This window comes from Pseudomonas sp. MYb327 (assembly GCF_040438925.1).
Lineage (GTDB): Bacteria > Pseudomonadota > Gammaproteobacteria > Pseudomonadales > Pseudomonadaceae > Aquipseudomonas.
In genome coordinates this window covers 6,040,015-6,061,994 of the sequence record NZ_CP159258.1, presented here as the reverse complement: position 1 = coordinate 6,061,994, position 21,980 = coordinate 6,040,015, and the positions used below count along the sequence as shown (strand labels likewise).

The window sequence follows — 21,980 nt, the reverse complement described above, 5'->3', positions numbered from 1 at the left end:
TCGCCGCACGTTTTCGGGCACGCGCATAAAAAAGAGAGGCCGGGATGTACATCTATCGCTTGGTCCTGCTTTTGGTAGTGGGGATTTATCTGTTTTCCCCGGCCATCATGGATTGGTGGATCGACGCCACTGGCGCCTGGTATCGCCCTTATTTGCTCTGGCTGATTCTGATCGTCGTGACCTTCATCCTGCAGAGCCAAAAAGATGCCGATGAGCTTTAGCCTGACCCAGATGATCCTGATCAGCGCCGCGTACCTGGCGGTGCTGTTCGGTGTGGCCTGGATCAGTGAACGGGGCATGATTCCCCGGGCGATCATTCGCCACCCGCTCACCTACACCCTGTCGCTGGGGGTCTATGCCAGTGCGTGGGCGTTTTACGGCACGGTTGGACTGGCGTATCAGTACGGCTACGGCTTCTTGTCCAGTTACCTGGGCGTCTCAGGAGCGTTTCTGCTGGCGCCGGTGTTGCTGTATCCGATCCTGAAAATCACTCGCACGTATCAGCTATCGTCCCTGGCGGATTTGTTCGCGTTCCGTTTCCGCAGTACCTGGGCCGGTGCGCTGACGACGATTTTCATGCTGGTCGGCGTACTGCCGCTGTTGGCGTTGCAGATTCAGGCAGTGGCCGACTCCATCGGCATCCTCACCCGCGAGCCCGTGCAACACCGCGTGGCGCTGAGCTTCTGCGCGCTGATCACGCTGTTCACGATTTTCTTCGGCTCCCGCCACATCGCCACCCGCGAGAAACACGAAGGCCTGGTGTTCGCGATTGCCTTCGAGTCGGTGATCAAGCTGATCGCCCTTGGAGGTGTCGGACTGTATGCGTTGTACGGCGTGTTCGACGGCCCGCAACAGCTGGAACTGTGGTTGCTGCAAAACCAGACCGCCCTTGCTGCATTGCATACGCCATTGCAGGAAGGCCCATGGCGAACCTTGCTGCTGGTGTTCTTCGCCTCAGCGATCGTAATGCCGCACATGTACCACATGACCTTCACCGAAAACCTCAACCCGCGCTCGCTGGTCAGCGCCAGCTGGGGTTTGCCGCTGTTCCTCCTGCTAATGAGCCTGGCGGTGCCGCTGATTCTCTGGGCCGGCCTGAAACTCGGAGCCACCACCAATCCGGAGTACTTCACGCTGGGCATCGGCATCGCCGCCAACAGCAAGGCCTTGGCGTTGCTGGCTTATGTCGGCGGTTTGTCTGCCGCCAGCGGCCTGATAATCGTCACCACCCTGGCGCTGTCGGGGATGGCCCTGAATCACCTGGTATTGCCGCTGTATCAGCCACCCGCGGAAGGCAATATTTACCGTTGGCTGAAATGGACACGCCGGGCGCTGATCGTAGCGATCATCATGGCCGGTTATGGTTTCTATCTTCTGTTGGGTGCGGAACAGGATCTTGCCAACCTCGGCATCGTCGCCTTCGTTGCTACGTTGCAGTTCTTGCCCGGCGTGCTGTCGGTTCTCTACTGGCCGACCGCCAACCGTCGGGGCTTCATCGCAGGGTTGCTCGCGGGGATTCTGGTGTGGCTGGTGACCATGCTCCTGCCGCTGGTCGGCAATCTGCAGGGCTTCTACATTCCGCTGTTGAACATGATCTACGTGCTGGACGACACCAGTTGGCACATGGCAGCGATCGCTTCGTTGGCCGCCAACGTGCTGATGTTCACCCTGATTTCGCTGTTCACCAATGCCAGCACCGAGGAAGCCAGCGCCGCCGAAGCCTGCGCGGTGGACAACGTGCGTCGCCCGCAACGTCGCGAACTGCACGCCGCCTCGCCCCAGGAGTTCGCCACGCAACTGGCCAAACCCTTGGGTGCCAAGGCTGCACAGAAAGAAGTCGAGCAAGCCCTGCGCGATCTCTACCTGCCATTTGACGAGCGCCGGCCTTATGCCTTGCGCCGCTTGCGTGACCGTATCGAGGCCAACCTCTCCGGCCTGATGGGCCCGAGTGTCGCCCAGGACATGGTCGAGACGTTCCTGCCTTATAAGGCAGGCGGCGAAAACTATGTCACCGAAGACATTCACTTCATTGAAAGCCGCCTCGAGGATTACCACTCGCGCCTCACCGGCCTCGCTGCCGAACTTGATGCCCTGCGCCGCTATCACCGCCAGACCCTGCAAGAATTACCGATGGGCGTCTGCTCGCTGGCCAAGGATCAGGAAATCCTCATGTGGAACAAAGCCATGGAGGAGCTCACCGGGATCGCCGCACAGCGTGTGGTCGGTTCGCGCCTGAGCACCATTGCCGACCCGTGGAAAGCCCTGCTGCAAGGTTTTATCAACGTGCCGGACGAACATTTACACAAACAGCACCTGGCCCTGGACGGCCAGACCCGTTGGCTGAACCTGCACAAAGCCGCGATCGATGAACCGCTCGCGCCGGGAAACAGCGGCCTGGTGCTGCTGGTGGAAGACCTGACCGAAACGCAGATGCTCGAAGACAAGCTGGTGCACTCCGAGCGACTAGCCAGCATTGGTCGACTGGCGGCGGGCGTGGCCCACGAAATCGGCAACCCGATAACCGGCATCGCCTGCCTGGCGCAAAACCTGCGCGAAGAGCGCGAAGAGGACGGCGAACTCACGGAAATCAGCGGACAGATTCTCGAGCAGACCAAACGTGTGTCGCGCATCGTGCAATCGCTGATGAGCTTCGCCCATGCCGGCAGCCATCAGCACAGCGACGAGCCCGTCTGTCTGGCCGAAGTCGCCCAGGATGCCATCGGCCTGCTGGCCCTGAACCGACGCAATTTCGAAGTGCAGTTCTACAACCTGTGTGATCCCGATCACTGGGTCGAAGGCGATCCGCAGCGGCTCGCCCAGGTACTGATCAATCTGCTCTCAAACGCCCGCGACGCCTCGCCTCCCGGCAGTGCGGTGCGGGTCAAGAGCGAAGCCGGCGAGCACACGGTCGATCTGATCGTGGAAGACGAAGGCAGCGGTATTCCCTCGAGCATCATGGACCGATTGTTCGAACCCTTCTTCACCACCAAGGACCCTGGTGAAGGCACCGGTCTGGGCCTTGCACTGGTCTATTCCATCGTTGAAGAGCATTATGGACAAATCACCATCGACAGCCCGGCTGATGTTCAGAGCCAACGCGGCACCCGTATCCGGGTGACATTACCGCGTCATGTCGAAGCGACGTCCGCTGTGAACTGAGACCGTCGAGAGTATCGAATCAATGCCGCACATTTTGATCGTCGAAGACGAAACCATTATCCGCTCCGCCTTGCGCCGCCTGCTGGAACGCAACCAATACCAGGTCAGCGAAGCCGGTTCAGTGCAGGAAGCACAAGAACGCTTCACCATTCCCACGTTCGACCTGATCGTCAGCGATCTGCGTTTGCCTGGCGCGCCGGGCACCGAGTTGATCAAGCTGGGCCAGGGCACTCCGGTGCTGATCATGACCAGCTACGCCAGCCTGCGCTCAGCCGTCGACTCGATGAAAATGGGTGCGGTCGATTACATCGCCAAGCCTTTCGATCACGACGAAATGCTCCAGGCCGTCGCGCGCATCTTGCGTGACCGGCAGACCGTGCAAGCCAGTGAACCGGTTGCCGGCAAAGTGGCCAACGGCGCGGCGAAAACGGGTGTCGATAACAGCAACGGCGAGATCGGCATCATTGGCTCGTGCCCACCGATGCAGGATCTGTACGGCAAAATCCGCAAAGTCGCGCCAACTGACTCCAATGTTTTGATTCAGGGCGAGTCCGGCACCGGTAAAGAGCTGGTGGCGCGCGCCCTGCACAATCTTTCGAAACGGGCCAAGGCACCGATGATTTCGGTCAACTGTGCGGCCATTCCGGAAAGCCTGATCGAGTCTGAATTGTTCGGCCACGAGAAAGGCGCGTTCACCGGCGCCAGCGCTGGCCGTGCCGGTCTGGTAGAAGCGGCGGATGGTGGCACTCTGTTCCTTGATGAAATCGGCGAACTGCCACTGGAAGCCCAGGCTCGACTGCTGCGCGTGTTGCAGGAAGGTGAAATTCGCCGTGTGGGCTCGGTGCAGTCGCAGAAAGTGGATGTGCGGCTGATCGCGGCGACTCACCGCGATCTGAAAAGCCTGGCGAAAATCGGCCAGTTCCGTGAAGACTTGTATTACCGCCTCCACGTAATCGCCCTGAAACTCCCAGCACTGCGCGAGCGTGGTGCGGATGTTAACGAAATCGCCAACGCGTTCCTGGCGCGCCAGAGCGCGCGGATCAACCGCACCGACCTGAAGTTCGCCCCGGATGCCGAGCAAGCGATTCGTCACTACTCGTGGCCGGGTAACGTTCGTGAACTGGAAAACGCTGTCGAGCGCGCTGTGATCCTGTGCGAGAGCCCGGAGATTTCCGCCGAGCTGCTGGGTATCGACATTGAACTGAGCGATCTGGAAGACGACGAGTTCATCGGCCTGGCGCCGCAACAAGGCAATACGAGCGCCAACAACAGCCATGAACCGACCGAAGACCTGTCGCTGGAAGACTATTTCCAGCACTTCGTGCTCGAACACCAGGACCACATGACCGAAACCGAATTGGCACGCAAACTCGGAGTCAGTCGTAAATGTCTGTGGGAACGCCGTCAGCGTCTGGGCATTCCGCGACGCAAAACCGGGGTGGCCAGCGAGAGCTGAACCGCACCTGCCTGATGTGCGGGTAACACATGACTTTGTGAAAAAACTGTTACCTCAGCTTTTTCACGTAACAGAAGCCGGGGCTTACGGTAACGAAGCCCCGGCTTTTTTGGTCTGCACAAACCCCATCAACATGCCTAAGCCGTTGTTTTACTGGGGTTCTCAAAAGTTGGCACGCCCCCTGCTATATGTTTGGTACAAGAACAATAACAAGCAATGCACAAGACAATAAAAATAAGACGAATCGACTCACGCACAATAAAAACAAGACGGCGAGAGGCGCAGCTAACTGATTCTTTTGGAGAGGCGTTGTATTTGGGGCTTGCCCCACGACCAGGCCGAGAACAACAAAAAACTGTCACTCAGACAGAGCCTGTACTGGTTGGATCGAGAGATCACTGCAATTCAGCGACCAAAGCAATCCGTTTGCTCTTGGCTCCCGATTGGGAGGGTCATGAAGGAAGCTTCATGGCGAGGGCACTTAACAAAAACAAAAAGCCCGAAACCAATAACAAAAATAGAGCATGCAACTACTTCTTGGGGAGCTTCGGCTCCCCTTGTAGTTTCCGCCATTTGGAATCCCCTCGAATCAGCCCGCTTCTGCCTTGAAGCATCAGGCTTACAGCTCATATCTGCTGCGTCCTACACCATCCCCCGACTAAATGCTAGAATCCCCGCCCATCATGCGGTCATTCTTTGTTTTTGGCCGAACATTCCTTCAAACAGTGCATCCCATGCTGAAGAAGCTGTTCCAGTCATTCCGCACTCCCGTGCGTCGTACGCAACACATCCGCAGCACGCCTGAAGTGCTCAACAGCGGCCAACATTCGCTGCAGAAGGCGCAATTCAGCCGTTACGCGGTGAACATCGTCGAACGCCTGCAAGGCGCCGGTTACCAGGCCTACCTGGTTGGTGGTTGCGTGCGCGACATGCTGCTCGGCATCACGCCGAAAGATTTCGACGTCGCCACCAGTGCCACGCCTGAACAGGTACGAGCCGAATTCCGCAACGCGCGGATCATTGGCCGCCGGTTCAAACTGGTGCACATCCACTTTGGCCGCGAAATCATCGAAGTCGCGACCTTCCGCGCCAACCACCCGCAAAACGAAGAAGAGGAAGACAGCAACCAGTCTTCCCGCAACGAGAGCGGGCGCATCTTGCGCGATAACGTCTACGGCACCCTGGAAGAAGACGCGCAGCGCCGCGACTTCACCATCAACGCCCTGTATTACGATCCGGTCAGTGAGCGCGTCCTCGACTACGCCAACGGCGTACACGACATCCGCAACCATCTGATCCGTCTGATCGGCGACCCGAAGCAGCGTTATCAGGAAGACCCGGTACGCATGCTGCGCGCCGTGCGTTTTGCCGCCAAGCTGAATTTCGGCATTGAAAAACACAGCGCCCTGCCGATCCGCGACTTGGCACCGATGCTGCGCGAAATCCCGTCGGCCCGCCTGTTCGAAGAAGTGCTTAAGCTATTCCTCTCCGGCCATGCGGCGGACACCTTTGAGATGCTGGTCGACTTGCAACTGTTCGACCCACTGTTCCCGGCCAGTGCCGAGGCGCTCGAATACAACCCGACCTACACCCATACCCTGATCAGTGAAGCGTTGATCAACACTGACCTGCGCATCAAGCAGAACAAACCGGTGACGCCGGCATTCCTGTTTGCAGCCCTGCTCTGGCCAGCCCTGCCCGCCCGCGTTCTGCGTTTGCAAGAACGTGGCATGCCGCCGATTCCGGCGATGCAGGAAGCGGCGCACGAGCTGATTGCCGAGCAGTGCCAGCGCATCGCGATTCCGAAGCGCTTCACCATGCCTATCCGCGAGATCTGGGACATGCAGGAACGTCTGCCACGCCGCAGTGGCAAACGCGCCGACCTGCTCCTGGACAACCCACGGTTCCGTGCCGGTTACGACTTCCTCCTGTTGCGCGAAAGCGCGGGCGAGCAGACCGATGGCCTGGGCGAGTGGTGGACCGATTATCAGGACGCCAATGAGAGCGAACGTCGCGACATGATCCGCGACCTCAGCGGCAAGGACGAAGGCACCGGCGCACCACGCAAGCGTCGACGCAGCAGCGGTTCCAAGCGCAAACGTGTCGCGGGCGCGCCGAGCACTTCGGGCGAGTAATCATGGAACGCATCTACATCGGCATGGGCAGCAACCTGGCTGAACCTGCCGAACAACTGCGCAGTGCTGTCGAAGCACTGTCCCGGCTGCCGCAATCAAAACTGGTCGGGGTTTCCGCGTTCTATCAAAGTGACTCGCTACTCCCCGGCCAACCGCGTTACACCAACGCAGTCGCAGCCCTCGACAGTGCGCTGGCGCCACTGGATTTGCTGGACGCCTTGCAAGCCATCGAGAACGAACAGGGCCGCGAGCGCCTTGAACGCTGGGGACCGCGCACGCTGGATCTCGACATTGTGTTGTTCGGTGACCGGTTGATCGATGAGCCTCGCCTCAAGGTGCCGCACTATCACATGCAGGAACGGGCCTTCGTCCTGTATCCGCTAGCCGAAATGGCGCCCGCGGATTTGCGTCTGGCGGATGGTCGTTACCTTCGCGACCTGATCGCTGCCTGCCCGTTCGTCGGGTTGGAACGCCTCCCGGCAGTCTGAGTAAAGCTTAAAAGATCGCAGCCCTCGGCAGCTTCTACAGTTCAATGCGCTTCTGTAGGAGCTGCCGAAGGCTGCGATCTTTTTACTTTGACGTTTGCTGAATCGCATCAGTCCCCATCGGTAACACCCCGGACGTAACAATGCGGTAACACATCCAATTGACTTCCCGAGTTCTCCTCACGACTATAGGCGTCCCGCTGCCGCCAACACGGCGTTGAAGGGCGCAATCCAGGCCTTACAAGCACGACAACAGACCGTGCGCCTGTATTTAACGAAGAATCACGCGCGTTACTCGCAGTAGTTTCCACAGCGCCTGAATGAGGAACATTTTCATGCCAGCCATCACCCTGACCACCCTGCAAGGTCTCAAGCAAAAAGGTGAAAAAATCACCATGCTGACCTGCTATGACGCGACCTTCGCCCACGCCTGCAATCAGGCTGGTGTTGAAGTGCTGCTGGTGGGCGACTCCCTCGGCATGGTTCTGCAAGGTCACGACAGCACCCTGCCCGTCACCACAGCCGAAATGGCTTACCACGTGGCGGCCGTCAAACGCGGTAACACCGATGCGTTGATCCTCGCCGACCTGCCCTTCATGGCCTATGCCACCACCGAGCAAGCCATGACCAACAGCGCCCTGTTGATGCAGGCCGGCGCGCACATGGTCAAGGTTGAAGGCGCACTGTGGCTGGCGGACTCTATTCGCCTGCTTGCCGAACGTGGCATTCCGGTGTGCGCGCACCTGGGCCTGACGCCGCAGTCGGTGAACATCCTCGGCGGCTACAAAGTGCAGGGGCGCAATGAAAACCAGGCGCGGCAGATGCGTGCCGATGCGATTTCCCTGGAACAGGCCGGCGCGGCGATGCTGCTGCTCGAATGCGTGCCAAGCGAGCTGGCCGAAGAAATTACTCAGGCGGTGAAGATTCCGGTGATCGGGATCGGCGCCGGCAACCGCACCGACGGCCAGGTCTTGGTCTTGCACGACATGCTGGGCTTGTCGATTACCGGTCGCGTACCGAAATTCGTGAAAAATTTCATGGCCAGCCAGGAAACCATTCACGCCGCCCTGAGCGCTTACGTCACTGAAGTCAAAGCAGCGACTTTCCCTGGCATCGAACACGGATTCTCTGCATGAACACCGTAAAAACCGTACGCGAACTGCGCGCCGCCGTGGCCCGCGCCCGTGGTGAAGGCAAGCGCATCGGCTTCGTGCCGACCATGGGGAATCTGCACAGTGGCCATGTCGCGCTGATTACCAAAGCCACCCAACGGGTGGATTTCGTGGTCGCGAGTATTTTCGTCAACCCGCTGCAATTCGGCGCCGGCGAAGACCTCGACAAGTACCCACGCACTCTGGCGGCGGATCAGGAAAAACTGCTCGAAGCCGGTTGCGACTTGCTGTTCGCGCCTACCGTTGAAGAAATGTACCCCGACGGCATGGCCGGCCAGACCCGGGTCAGCGTCCCGCAATTGTCCGAAGGCCTTTGCGGCGCCAGCCGTCCGGGGCATTTCGAAGGTGTGGCGACGGTAGTCAGCAAGCTGTTCAACATGGTCCAGCCTGACCTGGCGATTTTCGGCCAGAAAGACTTCCAGCAACTGGCGGTGATTCGCGCATTGGTGCATGACTTGAACATGCCGATCCAGATCATTGGCGAACCGACCGTGCGCGCAGCCGATGGCCTGGCGCTGTCGTCGCGCAATGGCTTCCTCAGCGAAGACCAGCGCGCCGTTGCGCCTGTGGTGTATCGCGCGCTGAGCGAGATCGCCGAGTCGATCAAGCAGGGTGAACGGGACTTCCCGGCGCTGATCAGCGCACAGGTAAAGCAGCTCGAAGCTGCCGGCCTGCGTCCGGACTACCTGGAAATCCGTCACGCGCTGACCTTGCGTCAGGCAACACCTGAAGACCGCGACCTGGTGATTCTGGTAGCGGCCTTCCTGGGTACGACACGGTTGATCGACAACTTGCACTTGAACCTCGACGCGCCAGCTTAAGCACCGCAAACCCTGTGGGCACAATGCCCGCCGCTCGATTCCGACCTGGGAAACACTCATGCACGCCATCATGCTCAAAGCCAAGCTGCATCGCGCCGAAGTCACCCACGCTGTTCTCGATTACGAAGGTTCTTGCGCCATCGACGGCGAATGGCTGGACCTGTCCGGCATCTGTGAGTACGAACAGATCCAGATCTACAACGTCGACAACGGCGAACGCTTCACCACCTATGCCATTCGTGGCGAAGAGGGTTCGCGCATGATCTCGGTCAACGGTGCCGCCGCACACAAAGCCAAGGTCGGCGATCGCGTGATCATCTGCGCTTACGCCCATTACAGCGAAGCCGAACTGCTTAACTTCAAGCCGCGCATGCTGTACATGGCGCCGGGCAATGAGCTGAGTCACACCAGCAACGCCATTCCGGTTCAGGTCGCCTGATCGGACCCCCAGTCTCTACACCGGAAACGTCCTCTATTGTCCTCGCCTGCGGTACCGGTATAAAAAAGTACCGGTCGCAGGTCAGACAAAGCCAAGACAGATCACCCCGCGAGGTTTACTGTTACCGGTCTGCGCTATTTAATCGTGTGCACGCAGGCTGACCGGACTTGGCCCAATCAGTGGCCGAGACATTCCGGGACTTTCAGTGTCATAAAAGCCGTTCAAGTAAAAAGGAAACCCGCAGCGATGGCGTATTACCGCACCCCTCATGACGTTACCGCTCTGCCCGCCTGGCAAGCGTTGAAAGACCACCGCCAAGCCATGCAGGATTTCAGCATGCGCGAGGCCTTCAATGCCGACCCGCATCGCTTTACTCAATTCACCCTCAGCAGCTGCGGTCTGTTTCTCGACTATTCGAAAAACCTGATTAACGCCGAGACCCGACAGTTGCTGGTGGGGCTGGCCAACGAAGTCGATCTCAAAGGCGCGATCAAGTCGCTGTTCGACGGCGAAATCGTCAACGCCTCCGAAGGCCGCCCGGCCTTGCATACCGCCTTGCGCCGTCCGGTGGGCGACAAGTTGTCGGTCAACGGCGTCAACGTGATGCCCGAAGTGCACAAGGTGTTGAACCAGATCACCGACCTCGTGGGCCGGATCCACGACGGCCTGTGGCGCGGTTACACCGAGAAGCCAATCACCGACGTGGTGAACATCGGCATCGGTGGCTCGTTCCTCGGCCCCGAGCTGGTGTCCGAAGCGCTGCTGTCCTACGCCCAGAAAGGCGTGCGTTGCCATTACCTGGCGAACATCGACGGCAGCGAGTTCCACGAACTGGCCATGAAGCTGCGCGCCGAGACCACGCTGTTCATTGTCTCGTCAAAATCCTTCAACACCCTTGAAACACTGAAAAACGCCCAGGCCGCTCGCGCCTGGTACCTGGCCCAGGGTGGTTCGGAAGCCGAACTGCACCGTCACTTCATCGCGGTATCGAGCAACAATGCCGCTGCCGTCGCATTCGGCATCCGCGAAGAAAACATCTTCCCGATGTGGGACTGGGTCGGCGGCCGTTATTCGCTGTGGTCGGCCATTGGTCTGCCGATCGCCCTGGCCATCGGCATGTCGAACTTCAAGGAGCTGCTGTCCGGTGCCTACACCATGGACCAGCACTTCCTGACCGCTCCGTTCGAACAGAACATGCCGGTGCTGCTGGCATTGCTCGGCGTGTGGTACGGCAATTTCTGGGGCGCGCAGAGTCACGCGATCCTGCCGTATGACCACTACCTGCGTAACATCACCAAGCACTTGCAACAGCTGGACATGGAATCCAACGGCAAGAGCGTGCGCCAGGACGGCACTCCCGTCAGCACCGATACCGGTCCGGTGATCTGGGGCGGCGTCGGCTGCAACGGTCAGCACGCCTACCACCAGTTGCTGCACCAGGGCACCCAACTGATCCCGGCCGACTTCATCGTGCCGATCGTCAGCTTCAACCCGGTGGCTGACCACCATCAGTGGCTGTACGCCAACTGCCTGTCGCAGAGCCAGGCGTTGATGCTCGGCAAAACCCTCGCCGAAGCGCAAACCGAACTGCGCGACAAAGGCATGAGCGAAGAAGAAATCCAGAAACTCGCGCCGCATAAGGTGATCCCGGGCAACCGTCCGAGCAACACCCTGGTGGTCGAACGTATCAGCCCGCGTCGCCTTGGCGCACTGGTGGCGATGTACGAGCACAAGGTCTTTGTGCAAAGCGTGATCTGGGGCATCAACGCCTTCGACCAATGGGGCGTGGAGCTGGGCAAGGAACTGGGCAAAGGCGTGTACAACCGTCTGGTTGGCAGTGAAGAAACGCCGGCTGACGACGCGTCCACCCAAGGGCTGATCAACTACTTCCGTGGTCGTCACCGCGGGTGATTTTACGGGGGGCAACAATGCCCCCATTCCCTGCAGGAGCTGGCTTGCCAGCGATAACGGTATGTCATTCGACATTTATGTCACTGACCCATTGCTATCGCTGGCAAGCCAGCTCCTACGAGGTCCGCACAGCTCCCTCTTGAACCCGTTGGTCACTCGGCGCATCTTTATCTTTGTCGCAAAAAAAGAATAAGGAACCGTCATGTTCGATATCAGCACGTTCCCCAAAGCCGATGCCGTCCGCCGGGCTGCACAACTGAGTCAAGACGACTATCACCGGCTCTATCGCGAATCCATCGAACACCCCAGCACGTTCTGGGCCGAACAGGCCACGCGCTTTCTCGACTGGAGCGCACCGTGGGACAGCGTCCAGCGCTATAACCTGAAAACCGGTGAGGCCAGTTGGTTTGCCGGCGGCCAGTTGAACGTCAGCTACAACTGCATCGACCGTCACCTGGATAAACGCGGCGATCAAATCGCGATCATCTGGGAAGGCGACGACCCTGCCGAATCCAACCAAGTCACTTACAAAAAACTGCATTACTACGTCTGCCGCTTGGCCAACGTGCTCAAAAGCCGTGGCGTAAAAAAAGGCGACCGCGTGTGCATCTACATGCCGATGATTCCCGAAGCGGCCTACGCCATGCTTGCCTGTACGCGTATAGGCGCGGTGCATTCGGTGGTGTTCGGTGGGTTCTCCCCGGACTCCTTGCGCGACCGGATTCTCGATGCCGATTGCCGCACGGTGATCACCGCCGATGAAGGCGTGCGCGGCGGCAAATTCGTGCCCCTCAAACAGAATGTCGACAAGGCGCTGCAAAGTTGCCCGGACGTCAGCACCGTGGTCGTGGTCGAACGCACGCAGAACCCGGTGAACTGGGTTGAAGGCCGGGACATCTGGTATCACCAGGCTCTGCGCGACGTCAGCGACGATTGCCCGCCAGAGCCCATGGACGCCGAGGATCCGCTGTTTATCCTCTACACCTCCGGCAGCACCGGCAAACCCAAAGGTGTGCTGCACACCACCGGCGGCTACCTGCTGCAAGCGGCGATGACTTTCAAATACGTGCTGGATTACCGCGACGGCGAAGTCTTCTGGTGCACCGCCGATGTCGGTTGGGTCACTGGTCATAGCTACATCGTCTACGGCCCACTGGCCAACGGCGCCACCACGTTGATCTTCGAAGGCGTGCCAAGCTACCCGAGCACTTCGCGCTTCTGGCAAGTGATCGACAAACACAAAGTGAACATCTTCTACACCGCACCCACGGCCCTGCGCGCCCTGATGCGCGAAGGCCCCGAACCGTTGAAGGAAACCTCCCGCGCCAGCATCAGACTGCTCGGCACTGTTGGTGAGCCGATTAACCCGGAAGCGTGGGAATGGTACTTCCATGTGGTCGGCGAAGAGCGTTGCCCGATCGTCGATACCTGGTGGCAGACCGAAACCGGCGGCATCATGCTCAGCCCGTTAGTGAGCGCACAAAGGATCAAACCCGGCTGCGCCACACAACCGATGTTCGGCGTGCAACCGGTGCTACTCGACGAACAGGGCAAGGAAATCAAAGGCGCCGGCAGCGGCGTACTGGCGATCAAATCCAGCTGGCCGGCGCAAATCCGCAGCGTCTACGGCGACCCGCAACGGATGGTCGACACCTACTTCAAGCCTTATCCCGGCTATTACTTCACCGGTGACGGTGCGCGTCGCGACGAGGATGGCGACTACTGGATCACCGGGCGTATCGACGATGTGATCAACGTGTCCGGGCACCGCATCGGTACGGCCGAAGTAGAGAGCGCGCTGGTGCTGCATGACAGCATTGCCGAGGCAGCTGTGGTCGGTTACCCCCATGACGTCAAAGGCCAGGGTATCTACGCCTTCGTCACGCCGATGAACGGCACCGACCCCAACGACGAACTGAAGAAGCAATTACTGGCCCACGTCAGCAAGGAAATCGGCAGTTTCGCCAAACCGGACCTGATCCAGTGGGCACCGGCCTTGCCGAAAACCCGTTCGGGCAAGATCATGCGGCGTATCCTGCGCAAGATCGCCTGCAATGAACTGGATAGCCTTGGCGACACTTCGACCCTGGCCGACCCCAGCGTCGTGCAAGGTTTGATCGACAAACGCCTGAATCAGTAAATTGCTTTCGTAGGAGCCCGGCTTGCCGGCGATGGCGTTCTTGAGGATGCTATCGCCGGCAAGCCGGGCTCCCACAGGTTGGATTGTTACTCCTTTTTTTTCGCCACTGAGTCGCCATGGAATTCATCCGCACCCGTATCGAAACCCAAGTCATGAGCCTGACCGGCCTTTCCCTGGGCAAGCTTGATCTGGAAAACCCCAAGGGCGATCCCGGGCTGTTCGGGCCGGACTCGGTGAGTTGGCAAGTGCACGGCGATTTCAGCAGCATGCTCATCGGTGGCATCAGCGCCCTGATGCTACAAGCGTTGCACCCGCTGGCCCTGGCCGGCGTGTGGGACCATTCGAACTTTCGCGAAGACATGCTTGGCAGGCTGCGTCGTACCGGGCAGTTCATTTCCGGCACCACTTTCGGTTCCCGGCAGGACGCCGACTGGCTGATCGAGAAAGTGCGCACCATTCACCTGCAAGTCACCGGCACCGCGCCCGATGGCCGGCCCTACGCCGCTAGCGATCCGGAGCTGTTGACCTGGGTGCACGTGGCCGAGGTCAGCAACTTCCTCGCGGCGCATCTGCGCTATCGAAATCCGCACCTGTCCCTGGCCGATCAGGATCGTTACTACGCCGAAATCGCACTCGTGGCTGAACGACTGGGTGCCCGTGACGTGCCGCGCTCACGGCAGGAAATTTCCGATTATCTTGAGCGCATTCGTCCGCAACTGCTGTGCGACGCGCGCAGTCGTGAAGTGTTGCGGCTGTTGTTGAACGCCCCCTCCCCCAGCCGTTTGGCCAAACCTTTTGGAGGTCTGATGATGCAGGCCGGAATCGACCTGCTGCCGGACTGGGCCAGTGACATGCTCGGCGTGAGCCAAGGGCCGCTGCAACGCAAACTGATCCGCGCCAGCGTCAATCGCAGCGCGCCAATGCTGCGCTGGGCGGTGCGCAATGGCTCGGTGCAGCGGGCCAAGCGGCGGATGGGTTTATTGACCTGATCCATCTTTGTAGGAGCGTGGCTTGCCCGCGATGGGCACACCGAGGTGCATCCGATGAACCGCGTTATCGTTCATCGCGGGCAAGCCACGCTCCTACAGGTTCTTCATCTCTCAAGCTGTTAAACTCCCGCGCCAAATTACCTCCTGCAAGGCGCCCAGCATGTCTTCCTTGATTCAGGCGCTGCGCGCCGCCCTCGAACGTCGCCACGACCTGCTGGCGGAACTGCATCAGCAAGGCACCGATTGCTATCGCCTGTTCCATGGCAGCCAGGAAGGCGCCGGTGGCCTGACCATCGACCGTTACGGTCCGCAACTCATGGTGCAAAGTTTCCATCAGTCGCTGGAACGCGAGGACCTGCTGCACCTGCACGAAACGATCAACAGCCATTTAGGCCTGGAAACCCTGCTGGTCTACAACGACCGCTCCCGCGGCAACTCGCGCATCGACCGGGAAGACACCGTCTACCGTGCCGACGAAGCCGCGTTGCAAGACCTGGTTGGCCACGAATGGGGTCTCAATTATCGGGTCCGTGGCCGTCACGCCGGGCAGGATCCGTTGCTGTTCCTTGACCTGCGCAATACCCGCGGCTGGGTCAAGGACCACAGCAAAAACAAAAGCGTGCTGAACCTGTTCGCCTACACCTGCGGCGTCGGCCTCAGTGCTGCGGCGGGGGGCGCCAGCGAGGTGTGCAACCTCGACTTCGCCGAAGGCAACCTGGCTGTCGGTCGTGAAAACGGCCTGCTCAACCCGCAATTACCGACCATGCAATTCATCCAGTCCGATTATTTCCCGGCGATCCGCCAAATGGCCGGCCTGCCGATCACCCAGCGTCGCGGCCAAAAACTGCCGAGCTACCAGCGCCTTGAACAGCGCCAGTACGACGTGGTGCTGTTGGATCCGCCGGCCTGGGCCAAGAGTGCTTTCGGCACCGTCGACCTGCTGCGCGACTACCAGAGCCTGCTGAAACCGGCTTTGCTGACCACCGCCGACAACGGCGTGCTGATCTGCTGCAACAACCTGGCAAAAGTCAGTATGGACGACTGGCGCGAGCAGGTTTTGCGCTGTGCCGAGAAAGCTGGCCGCCCGGTGCGCGAGTGGACCGTGATGAAACCGGGCGGCGATTTCCCGTCGATGGATCAGCAGCCACCCCTGAAAACCCTGATCCTGCAGCTCTGATTGGCGTCAGACTAATCTGTAAGATCGCCAATCGACGGATTGCTTCGGAACCGGAATCGCGTGCCATACTCCAAGGCACTCCGATTCAGACAGATGAAGCCACACATGTACAAAGGATTGATTCGCGCCATCGGCGCCTTGTTGACTGCTTTGGCTCTCTACAGTCTGCTGGGCTTTCTGATCTTGCCGGGCATCGCGTTACGCGTTGCCAACCAACAACTGGCCAACTACGCCACGACACCCGCCACGATCCAACGGATCGAACTCAACCCGTTCAGCCTTGAAGTGACCCTTTGGGGCTTGAACATCGGCGAGCCCGGCAAGGAACAGATCGGCTTCGAACGCCTGTACGCCAACCTGCAGATCGACAGCCTCTGGACCAAGGCGCTGCATCTGTCCGACATCGAACTGGAAAAATCCAAGACCGAAATCATCTTCCCCAAGGACGGCAAACTCAATCTGCTCGGTTTGTTCAAACTGCCAGTGAGCGAGCCAACGCCGGCCGACCCCAACGCCAAGCCATTCCCGCTGCGCATAGACCGAATCAAACTGGCTGGCGGCGCGTTGCACTTCAAGGATGAACGTCCCAGCGAACCCATCGAATTTCTCTACGACAAACTCGGCTTCGAACTCAAGCACCTCAGCACCCTGCCCGAAGACAGCGCGAACATGGAGTTGGTGGCTATCGGCCCCAATGGCGGACAAATCGACTGGACCGGTAACTTCAGCCTCATCCCGTTTGCCTCTGAAGGTAAGCTGAAAATTACCGATGGCAAGATGAAAGCCTTTTGGCCCTATGTTCGCGATGCCGTGCCCCTGGATCTCGAAAGCGGGGTGATGAGCCTCAGTACCGACTACAAACTCAGCCTGGCCGAAAAAACCGAACTGTTGCTGAGCAATGTCGCGGTCAGCGTGGCGCCCTTCGCCATCAAAGCCCCGGACGGTCGCCCGCTGGTGAAACTTGAGCGACTCGATGTCAGCGAAACCACCATTGACCTGGCCAAGCAGCAGGTAGTGGTCGGCAAGATCCGCAGCCATAAACTGGAAACCTGGGCCGCCCTCGAAGCTGATGGCCAACTCGACTGGCAAAAACTGTTCGCCAGCCAACCGTCCAAACCGGCCGCCAAGGCCAACGCCGAACCGGTCAATACGCCGGCAGCCGCCGACTCACCGAAACCCGAACCGGCTGCGCCGAGCAAACCCTGGCAAGTGCTGCTCAACGATGTGCAACTGCGCGATTACCAGGTGCATCTGGCTGACCGCAAGGCGCAGCCCGCCGTTGCGCTTGAACTGGGTCCGCTGAATCTCGACTTGCAGAAATTCGACAGCCTCAATGGCTCGCCCTTCACGCTCAAACTCGATACGGGCGTGGGCAAGCAAGGCAAGCTCACGGCGGATGGCGAGGTCAATCTGGCCCCAGTCAGCGCCAGACTCAACGTCCAGACCAAGGACATCGACCTGCGCGTCGCCCAGTCCTACATCAATCCATTCATTCGCCTTGAACTGCGCAGCGGCATGCTTGGCAGTGATCTGGCGGTCAACCTGAAAAGCACCGAACCGCTGGCTTTGACTGTCACCGGCCGCGCCCAGGTCGATCAGTTGCACACCCTCGACACTCTGAAAACCCGCGACTTTCTCAAATGGCAGCAAGTGGTGGTCGAAGGCCTGAACTATCAACACGGTGACAGCCTGTCGATCGACAAGGTCAACCTGTTCCAGCCCTATGCGCGCTTCATGATCAACGATGACCGCACCACGAACATCGATGACCTGTTGATCCCGCAACCGCCCGAATCCACAGCCAAGACCCCCGGTGCGAAACCCGTTGCCAGCAAGGACAAGCCACTGGTCATCCACATCGGCGGCATTGCGATCAATGACGGCTCGGCGAATTTCGCCGACTTCAGCCTGACCCCGAACTTCGCCACCGCCGTGCAACAACTCAACGGGCAGATCGGCACCATCGACAGCCGTCAGGCGAAACCGGCCAGCGTCGACGTCAAGGGCAAGGTCGACCGCTATGCACCGGTCACCATCAAGGGCGCGGTCAACCCGTTCGACCCGATGGCCAGCCTCGATATCGCTACCAGTTTCAAACGTGTGGAACTGACCACGCTGACGCCTTACTCCGGCAAATTCGCCGGATACCGCATCCGCAAAGGGCGGCTCAATCTCGACCTGCATTACAAGATCACCAAGGGCCAGCTCCAGGCTGAAAACAAAGTGGTGGTCGAACAATTGCAACTGGGTGAAAAGGTCGATAGCCCGGACGCCGTAAGCCTGCCACTGAAACTGGCGATTGCGCTGCTCAAGGACGTCGACGGCAAGATTTCCATCGAGCTGCCGGTGAGTGGCGACCTGAATAATCCGCAGTTCAGCGTCATGCCGATTGTCTGGCAGACCCTGCGCAACCTGATCGTCAAGGCTGCCGCGGCACCGTTCAAACTCATTGGTGGACTGGTCACCGGCGGTGGATCGGAAGATTTGGGCACCGTGTCCTTCGCGCCAGGCTCAAGCGACCTGAGCAAGGATGCCGAAGCCGCACTGGTCAAGCTGTCCCTGGCCCTCAAGGAACGCCCGGCCCTGCGTCTGGAAATCGAAGGCACCGCGGCCAAGAGCAGTGACGGCCCGCTGATCGCCGAGCAACGACTGGAACGGGAATATCAGTACAACTACTACAAAATGCTCCAGCGCCGCGGTGACAAGGTGCCGGCGAAGGCGAACTTGCTGCAGGTGCCTGACAGTGAGAAAGGTCCGTTGCTGGAAGGGATCTACCGCACACGCCTGAAAACCCAACCGCCAGCCGAATGGAAAGACCTGGGCAAAGAAGAACGCACCGCGAAAATGCGTGCCGACGTGATCCAGTTCTGGAGCTCCAGTGAAGTGCTGTTGCGGGAGTTGGGTCAGGAGCGAGCCAGCAGCATCAAGGACTATCTGGTCGACAAGGGTCAATTGGCCGATGACCGTGTGTACTTCATTGATGCCCAGTTGGGTGAAGCGGAGAAGGACGGCAAGGTTGTTACGCCAATGCACCTGGACGCTGAGTGAAGGTAACCGGTTGGTGCAGATCAACAGTAACCGCTGCAGGCTCACTCCCAAAGTTGTTATATGCAGCCCACAATAAAACAGGCCCCGACACGAATGCCGGGGCCTGTAATGGCCACATCCTTATGGCCGTTCGCATGAACTCCTCAGATGCGGTAGACGTATGACTCGGCTCGTCTACCGCGCCTTCTCCCGGTTCAGGCGAGAAGTCTTGCCTTACTCGGCTTTCAGGCCGTCAGCGGAGACCGCTTTGACGCCTTTGATTTTCTTGGTGATTGCTACGGCAGTGGCTTTTTGACTGTCAGTCACCGCGACGGTGGAAGACAGGGAAACCACACCTTTGTTGGTTTCAACCTTGATGTCAGTGCCAGGAATGCCTTTCTCGGTTACCAGGTCTGTTTTGACTTTGGTGGTGATCCAGGTATCTGAAGTGGCTTCTTCGGCTTTGGTAACTTCACCGGTAGCCACCATCAATGGTGCTTGTGTGGCCTGAGTCTGGGCAAATGCAGCATTGGCCATGGTCAGGGTCAGCGCGGTAGCAGTAGCGGCAGCAATAGCGAACTTCTTCATACGAGTAACTCCTGTTTTTCTGGAAAATCTGCTGGGTTGTTTGTCAGCAGGGTTACCAGAGATATTGCGAACGCTGTGCCAACTTTGAAACACCAGATAAATCGTTATAAATCAATAACTTATAAAATCAGCAAATTTTCGAAATCATGCAAATTGCATGACTTTGACATTCTCTACATGCAAGTTGCCGGTTTTTAACAAGGCCTAAGGCCATGAATTTTCGAAACTTTCTCATTTACATTGGATTTTCATCCGTCAAATAAAAAAACCCCGCGCAGGGCGGGGTATCTGGCTACAAAACGTTGGATCAGACCTTCGGAACAACGCCAGTGCAGCCTTTGGGCGCGTAGTCCTGATCGACGCCGGTGTCGCATGTCCAGCCCGTCGATGTACGGTTCAAGGTAATGGTTTTGTTCAATACAGGACCCGGTGCGTTGAGAATCGTGCAGGCGATGGTGCCCGTACCGTCAGCCGCCTTGCCCGAAGCCGTCGTGGTGCAGTTGGAGGTCGTCGCTGTACCGCCAATTTTGGTCAGATCTGGATCGGTCCCTTGATTCAGCACGTCTTCAAACGGCACCTTCAACGCCGAGATCTCCGCCAGCCCCGCCGTCACCTTGGCCCGTGCCTGATACTTCGAATAAGCCGGGATCGCAAACGTCGCCAGAATCCCGATGATCGCCACCACGATTAGCAGCTCGATCAGGGTAAAACCTTTTTGATTGTTCATAGACAGCCTCCGTGCATGAGTCGAAATCTCATGATCTGGTGGTGGCGCAGCACAGCCCATGCCAAGCCTCCCGAGGCCTGTTCACGGGGAGCGCGTTGGCAGCAGCGCCCTTTCCTACCCCCAGGATCCGCACTATCTGACAGTTTTTGTCACCTCACCGCCGCTGGTTTGGTTGCGCCCGTTGACTAGGCTATAAGACATGAAATGTCTGCGTCCGGTCGTGTGCCGCTGGAGATCCCTCGCGAGACACTGCTCAAGGAAGGCTTCCCCGAGGAACGCATCGGCACATTCACGATCTATGAGCCGGTTGGTTGCGATCATTGCAACGGCGGCTACAAAGGGCGAGTGGGGATTTATGAGGTGGTGAAGAACACGCCGGACTTGCAACGACTGATCATGGCTGAAGGCAACTCACTGCAAATCGATGAGCAAATGCGCAGGGACGGCTTCAACGACTTGCGCACTTCCGGCCTGCTCAAAGCCATGCAGGGCATTACCAGCCTTGAAGAAATCAACCGGGTCACCAAGGACTGAACATGGCGGTCAAAGCAGCGAAAATCAGCGTGTACGCCTGGGAAGGCACAGACCGCAAAGGCACGAAAATCACCGGCGAATTGACGGGCCAGAATCCCGCATTGATCAAAGCGCAATTGCGCAAGCAAGGCATCAACCCCGGCCGGGTTCGCAAGAAAACCGCCTCGCTTTTCAACATGGGCAAACGCATCAAGGCCCAGGACATTGCACTGTTTACCCGGCAGATGGCGACCATGATGAGAGCTGGCGTGCCGCTGTTGCAGTCGTTCGACATCATCGGCGAAGGCTTCGATAACCCGGCCATGCGCAAGCTGGTGGACGAGGTGAAACAGGAAGTCGCGGCGGGGAATAGTTTCGCCGCGGCACTGCGTAAAAAACCGCAACACTTCGACGAGCTGTACTGCAACCTGGTGGATGCCGGCGAGCAGGCGGGTGCGCTGGACACTCTGTTGGAACGGGTGGCCACCTACAAGGAAAAGAGCGAAAGCCTAAAGGCCAAGATCAAGAAAGCCATGACCTACCCGCTGGTGGTGGTGTTCGTCGCAATCATCGTCACCGGGATTTTGCTGGTCAAAGTGGTGCCGCAATTCCAGTCGGTGTTCGAAGGGTTTGGTGCCGAATTGCCCGCCTTCACGGTGATGGTGATTGGCCTGTCGCGGTTCATGCAGGATTGGTGGTGGTTGATGCTTGGCGTGCTGACCGTGGGGTTCTTCGCTGTGCGCCACGCCTTCAAAACGTCGCAGGTTTTTCGCGACCGGATGGACATCTGGCTGCTGAAACTGCCGCTGGTGGGCACTTTGATGTACAAGTCCGCCGTGGCCCGTTATGCGCGAACGCTGTCGACCACCTTCGCCGCCGGCGTACCCTTGGTTGAAGCCCTGGAATCAGTGGCGGGTGCCACCGGCAACATTGTGTTCAAGCGTGCGGTGCTGCGCATCAAGCAGGACATTTCGACAGGCATGCAGCTGAACTTCGCCATGCGCACTTGCGGAATCTTTCCGAACATGGCGATTCAGATGACGGCCATTGGCGAAGAGTCAGGCGCCCTCGACGATATGCTCGACAAGGTCGCGGGTTTCTACGAGGACGAGGTCGACAATATGGTTGATAACCTCACCAGCCTGATGGAGCCGTTCATCATGGTAGTGCTGGGTGTTATTGTCGGCGGCCTGGTAGTTGCGATGTACCTGCCCATCTTCCAACTTGGCTCAGCGATCTGA

Annotated in this window: 16 protein-coding genes and 1 pseudogene; 15 read left to right on the top strand and 2 right to left on the bottom strand. The window is 58.9% G+C overall.

Features of this window, described 5'->3' with window-relative positions; genetic code table 11:
- The first annotated feature begins 44 nt into the window (after nucleotides 1-44).
- The 13 genes from ABVN21_RS27465 (at nucleotide 45) to ABVN21_RS27405 (ending at nucleotide 18,932) form a co-directional block, all read left to right on the top strand.
- Entirely contained in the window at nucleotides 45-221 is a 177-nt protein-coding gene (locus ABVN21_RS27465; RefSeq protein ID WP_003176118.1) for a hypothetical protein, read from the top strand.
- The gene (locus ABVN21_RS27460) at nucleotides 205-3,159 is read left to right on the top strand and encodes an ATP-binding protein (protein ID WP_339555093.1); all 2,955 of its coding nucleotides are present in this window, start codon (nucleotides 205-207) and stop codon (nucleotides 3,157-3,159) included. The genes ABVN21_RS27465 and ABVN21_RS27460 overlap by 17 nt, the downstream gene beginning before the upstream one ends.
- Before the next feature lie 22 nt (nucleotides 3,160-3,181).
- Complete coding sequence (locus ABVN21_RS27455) at nucleotides 3,182-4,615, top strand: sigma-54 dependent transcriptional regulator (protein WP_339555092.1); 1,434 nt, start codon at nucleotides 3,182-3,184, stop codon at nucleotides 4,613-4,615.
- A gap of 734 nt (nucleotides 4,616-5,349) precedes the next feature.
- On the top strand, nucleotides 5,350-6,750 hold the full coding sequence (locus ABVN21_RS27450; RefSeq protein ID WP_339555091.1) for a polynucleotide adenylyltransferase PcnB: 1,401 nt from the start codon (nucleotides 5,350-5,352) through the stop codon (nucleotides 6,748-6,750).
- A 2-nt stretch (nucleotides 6,751-6,752) separates the two neighbouring features.
- Entirely contained in the window at nucleotides 6,753-7,238 is a 486-nt protein-coding gene (gene folK / locus ABVN21_RS27445) for a 2-amino-4-hydroxy-6-hydroxymethyldihydropteridine diphosphokinase (RefSeq protein WP_339555090.1), read from the top strand.
- A 332-nt stretch (nucleotides 7,239-7,570) separates the two neighbouring features.
- Nucleotides 7,571-8,371, top strand: a complete 801-nt coding sequence (gene panB, locus ABVN21_RS27440) for a 3-methyl-2-oxobutanoate hydroxymethyltransferase (protein WP_339555089.1) — start codon at nucleotides 7,571-7,573, stop codon at nucleotides 8,369-8,371.
- Complete coding sequence (gene panC / locus ABVN21_RS27435; RefSeq protein ID WP_339555088.1) at nucleotides 8,368-9,228, top strand: pantoate--beta-alanine ligase; 861 nt, start codon at nucleotides 8,368-8,370, stop codon at nucleotides 9,226-9,228. Before panB ends, panC begins: the two co-directional genes overlap by 4 nt.
- A 58-nt stretch (nucleotides 9,229-9,286) precedes the next feature.
- Complete coding sequence (panD, locus tag ABVN21_RS27430) at nucleotides 9,287-9,667, top strand: aspartate 1-decarboxylase (protein WP_339555087.1); 381 nt, start codon at nucleotides 9,287-9,289, stop codon at nucleotides 9,665-9,667.
- A gap of 246 nt (nucleotides 9,668-9,913) precedes the next feature.
- The gene (gene pgi / locus ABVN21_RS27425; protein ID WP_339555086.1) at nucleotides 9,914-11,578 is read left to right on the top strand and encodes a glucose-6-phosphate isomerase; all 1,665 of its coding nucleotides are present in this window, start codon (nucleotides 9,914-9,916) and stop codon (nucleotides 11,576-11,578) included.
- Between the two features lie 202 nt (nucleotides 11,579-11,780).
- A complete protein-coding gene (gene acs / locus ABVN21_RS27420; protein WP_339555085.1) occupies nucleotides 11,781-13,718 on the top strand; it encodes an acetate--CoA ligase in 1,938 nt (645 codons plus the stop codon).
- 116 nt (nucleotides 13,719-13,834) lie between these two features.
- Nucleotides 13,835-14,707, top strand: coding sequence for an oxygenase MpaB family protein (locus ABVN21_RS27415; protein ID WP_339555084.1), 873 nt, complete (start codon nucleotides 13,835-13,837; stop codon nucleotides 14,705-14,707).
- Nucleotides 14,708-14,867: 160 nt separating this feature from the next.
- Complete coding sequence (locus ABVN21_RS27410; RefSeq protein WP_339555083.1) at nucleotides 14,868-15,884, top strand: class I SAM-dependent methyltransferase; 1,017 nt, start codon at nucleotides 14,868-14,870, stop codon at nucleotides 15,882-15,884.
- A 93-nt stretch (nucleotides 15,885-15,977) separates the two neighbouring features.
- Complete coding sequence (locus tag ABVN21_RS27405; RefSeq protein ID WP_339555082.1) at nucleotides 15,978-18,932, top strand: DUF748 domain-containing protein; 2,955 nt, start codon at nucleotides 15,978-15,980, stop codon at nucleotides 18,930-18,932.
- 213 nt (nucleotides 18,933-19,145) lie between these two features.
- Here ABVN21_RS27405 and ABVN21_RS27400 read toward each other — a convergent pair whose 3' ends face one another.
- Together ABVN21_RS27400 and ABVN21_RS27395 are read right to left on the bottom strand one after the other, a co-directional pair.
- Nucleotides 19,146-19,499: a BON domain-containing protein gene (locus ABVN21_RS27400; RefSeq protein ID WP_339555081.1), complete on the bottom strand. Its 354-nt coding sequence runs from the start codon at nucleotides 19,497-19,499 to the stop codon at nucleotides 19,146-19,148.
- Nucleotides 19,500-19,806: 307 nt separating this feature from the next.
- Nucleotides 19,807-20,226, bottom strand: coding sequence for a pilin (locus ABVN21_RS27395; protein ID WP_339555080.1), 420 nt, complete (start codon nucleotides 20,224-20,226; stop codon nucleotides 19,807-19,809).
- A gap of 231 nt (nucleotides 20,227-20,457) precedes the next feature.
- Between ABVN21_RS27395 and ABVN21_RS27390 the strand changes: the two are divergent.
- Both ABVN21_RS27390 and ABVN21_RS27385 read left to right on the top strand, forming a co-directional pair.
- Nucleotides 20,458-20,760 (top strand): annotated as a pseudogene (locus ABVN21_RS27390) (type IV-A pilus assembly ATPase PilB); the annotation flags it as partial.
- A gap of 2 nt (nucleotides 20,761-20,762) precedes the next feature.
- The gene (locus ABVN21_RS27385) at nucleotides 20,763-21,980 is read left to right on the top strand and encodes a type II secretion system F family protein (RefSeq protein ID WP_339555079.1); all 1,218 of its coding nucleotides are present in this window, start codon (nucleotides 20,763-20,765) and stop codon (nucleotides 21,978-21,980) included.

Coding starts and splice junctions, on each gene's coding strand:
- ABVN21_RS27455 (WP_339555092.1), top strand. CDS start 3,182: ATGCCGCACATTTTGATCGTCGAAGACGAAACCATTATCCGCTCCGCC.
- ABVN21_RS27465 (WP_003176118.1), top strand. CDS start 45: ATGTACATCTATCGCTTGGTCCTGCTTTTGGTAGTGGGGATTTATCTG.
- ABVN21_RS27415 (WP_339555084.1), top strand. CDS start 13,835: ATGGAATTCATCCGCACCCGTATCGAAACCCAAGTCATGAGCCTGACC.
- ABVN21_RS27450 (WP_339555091.1), top strand. CDS start 5,350: ATGCTGAAGAAGCTGTTCCAGTCATTCCGCACTCCCGTGCGTCGTACG.
- panB (WP_339555089.1), top strand. CDS start 7,571: ATGCCAGCCATCACCCTGACCACCCTGCAAGGTCTCAAGCAAAAAGGT.
- ABVN21_RS27405 (WP_339555082.1), top strand. CDS start 15,978: ATGAAGCCACACATGTACAAAGGATTGATTCGCGCCATCGGCGCCTTG.
- acs (WP_339555085.1), top strand. CDS start 11,781: ATGTTCGATATCAGCACGTTCCCCAAAGCCGATGCCGTCCGCCGGGCT.
- ABVN21_RS27395 (WP_339555080.1), bottom strand. CDS start 20,226: ATGAACAATCAAAAAGGTTTTACCCTGATCGAGCTGCTAATCGTGGTG.
- ABVN21_RS27400 (WP_339555081.1), bottom strand. CDS start 19,499: ATGAAGAAGTTCGCTATTGCTGCCGCTACTGCTACCGCGCTGACCCTG.
- ABVN21_RS27410 (WP_339555083.1), top strand. CDS start 14,868: ATGTCTTCCTTGATTCAGGCGCTGCGCGCCGCCCTCGAACGTCGCCAC.
- folK (WP_339555090.1), top strand. CDS start 6,753: ATGGAACGCATCTACATCGGCATGGGCAGCAACCTGGCTGAACCTGCC.
- ABVN21_RS27460 (WP_339555093.1), top strand. CDS start 205: ATGCCGATGAGCTTTAGCCTGACCCAGATGATCCTGATCAGCGCCGCG.
- panD (WP_339555087.1), top strand. CDS start 9,287: ATGCACGCCATCATGCTCAAAGCCAAGCTGCATCGCGCCGAAGTCACC.
- pgi (WP_339555086.1), top strand. CDS start 9,914: ATGGCGTATTACCGCACCCCTCATGACGTTACCGCTCTGCCCGCCTGG.
- ABVN21_RS27385 (WP_339555079.1), top strand. CDS start 20,763: ATGGCGGTCAAAGCAGCGAAAATCAGCGTGTACGCCTGGGAAGGCACA.
- panC (WP_339555088.1), top strand. CDS start 8,368: ATGAACACCGTAAAAACCGTACGCGAACTGCGCGCCGCCGTGGCCCGC.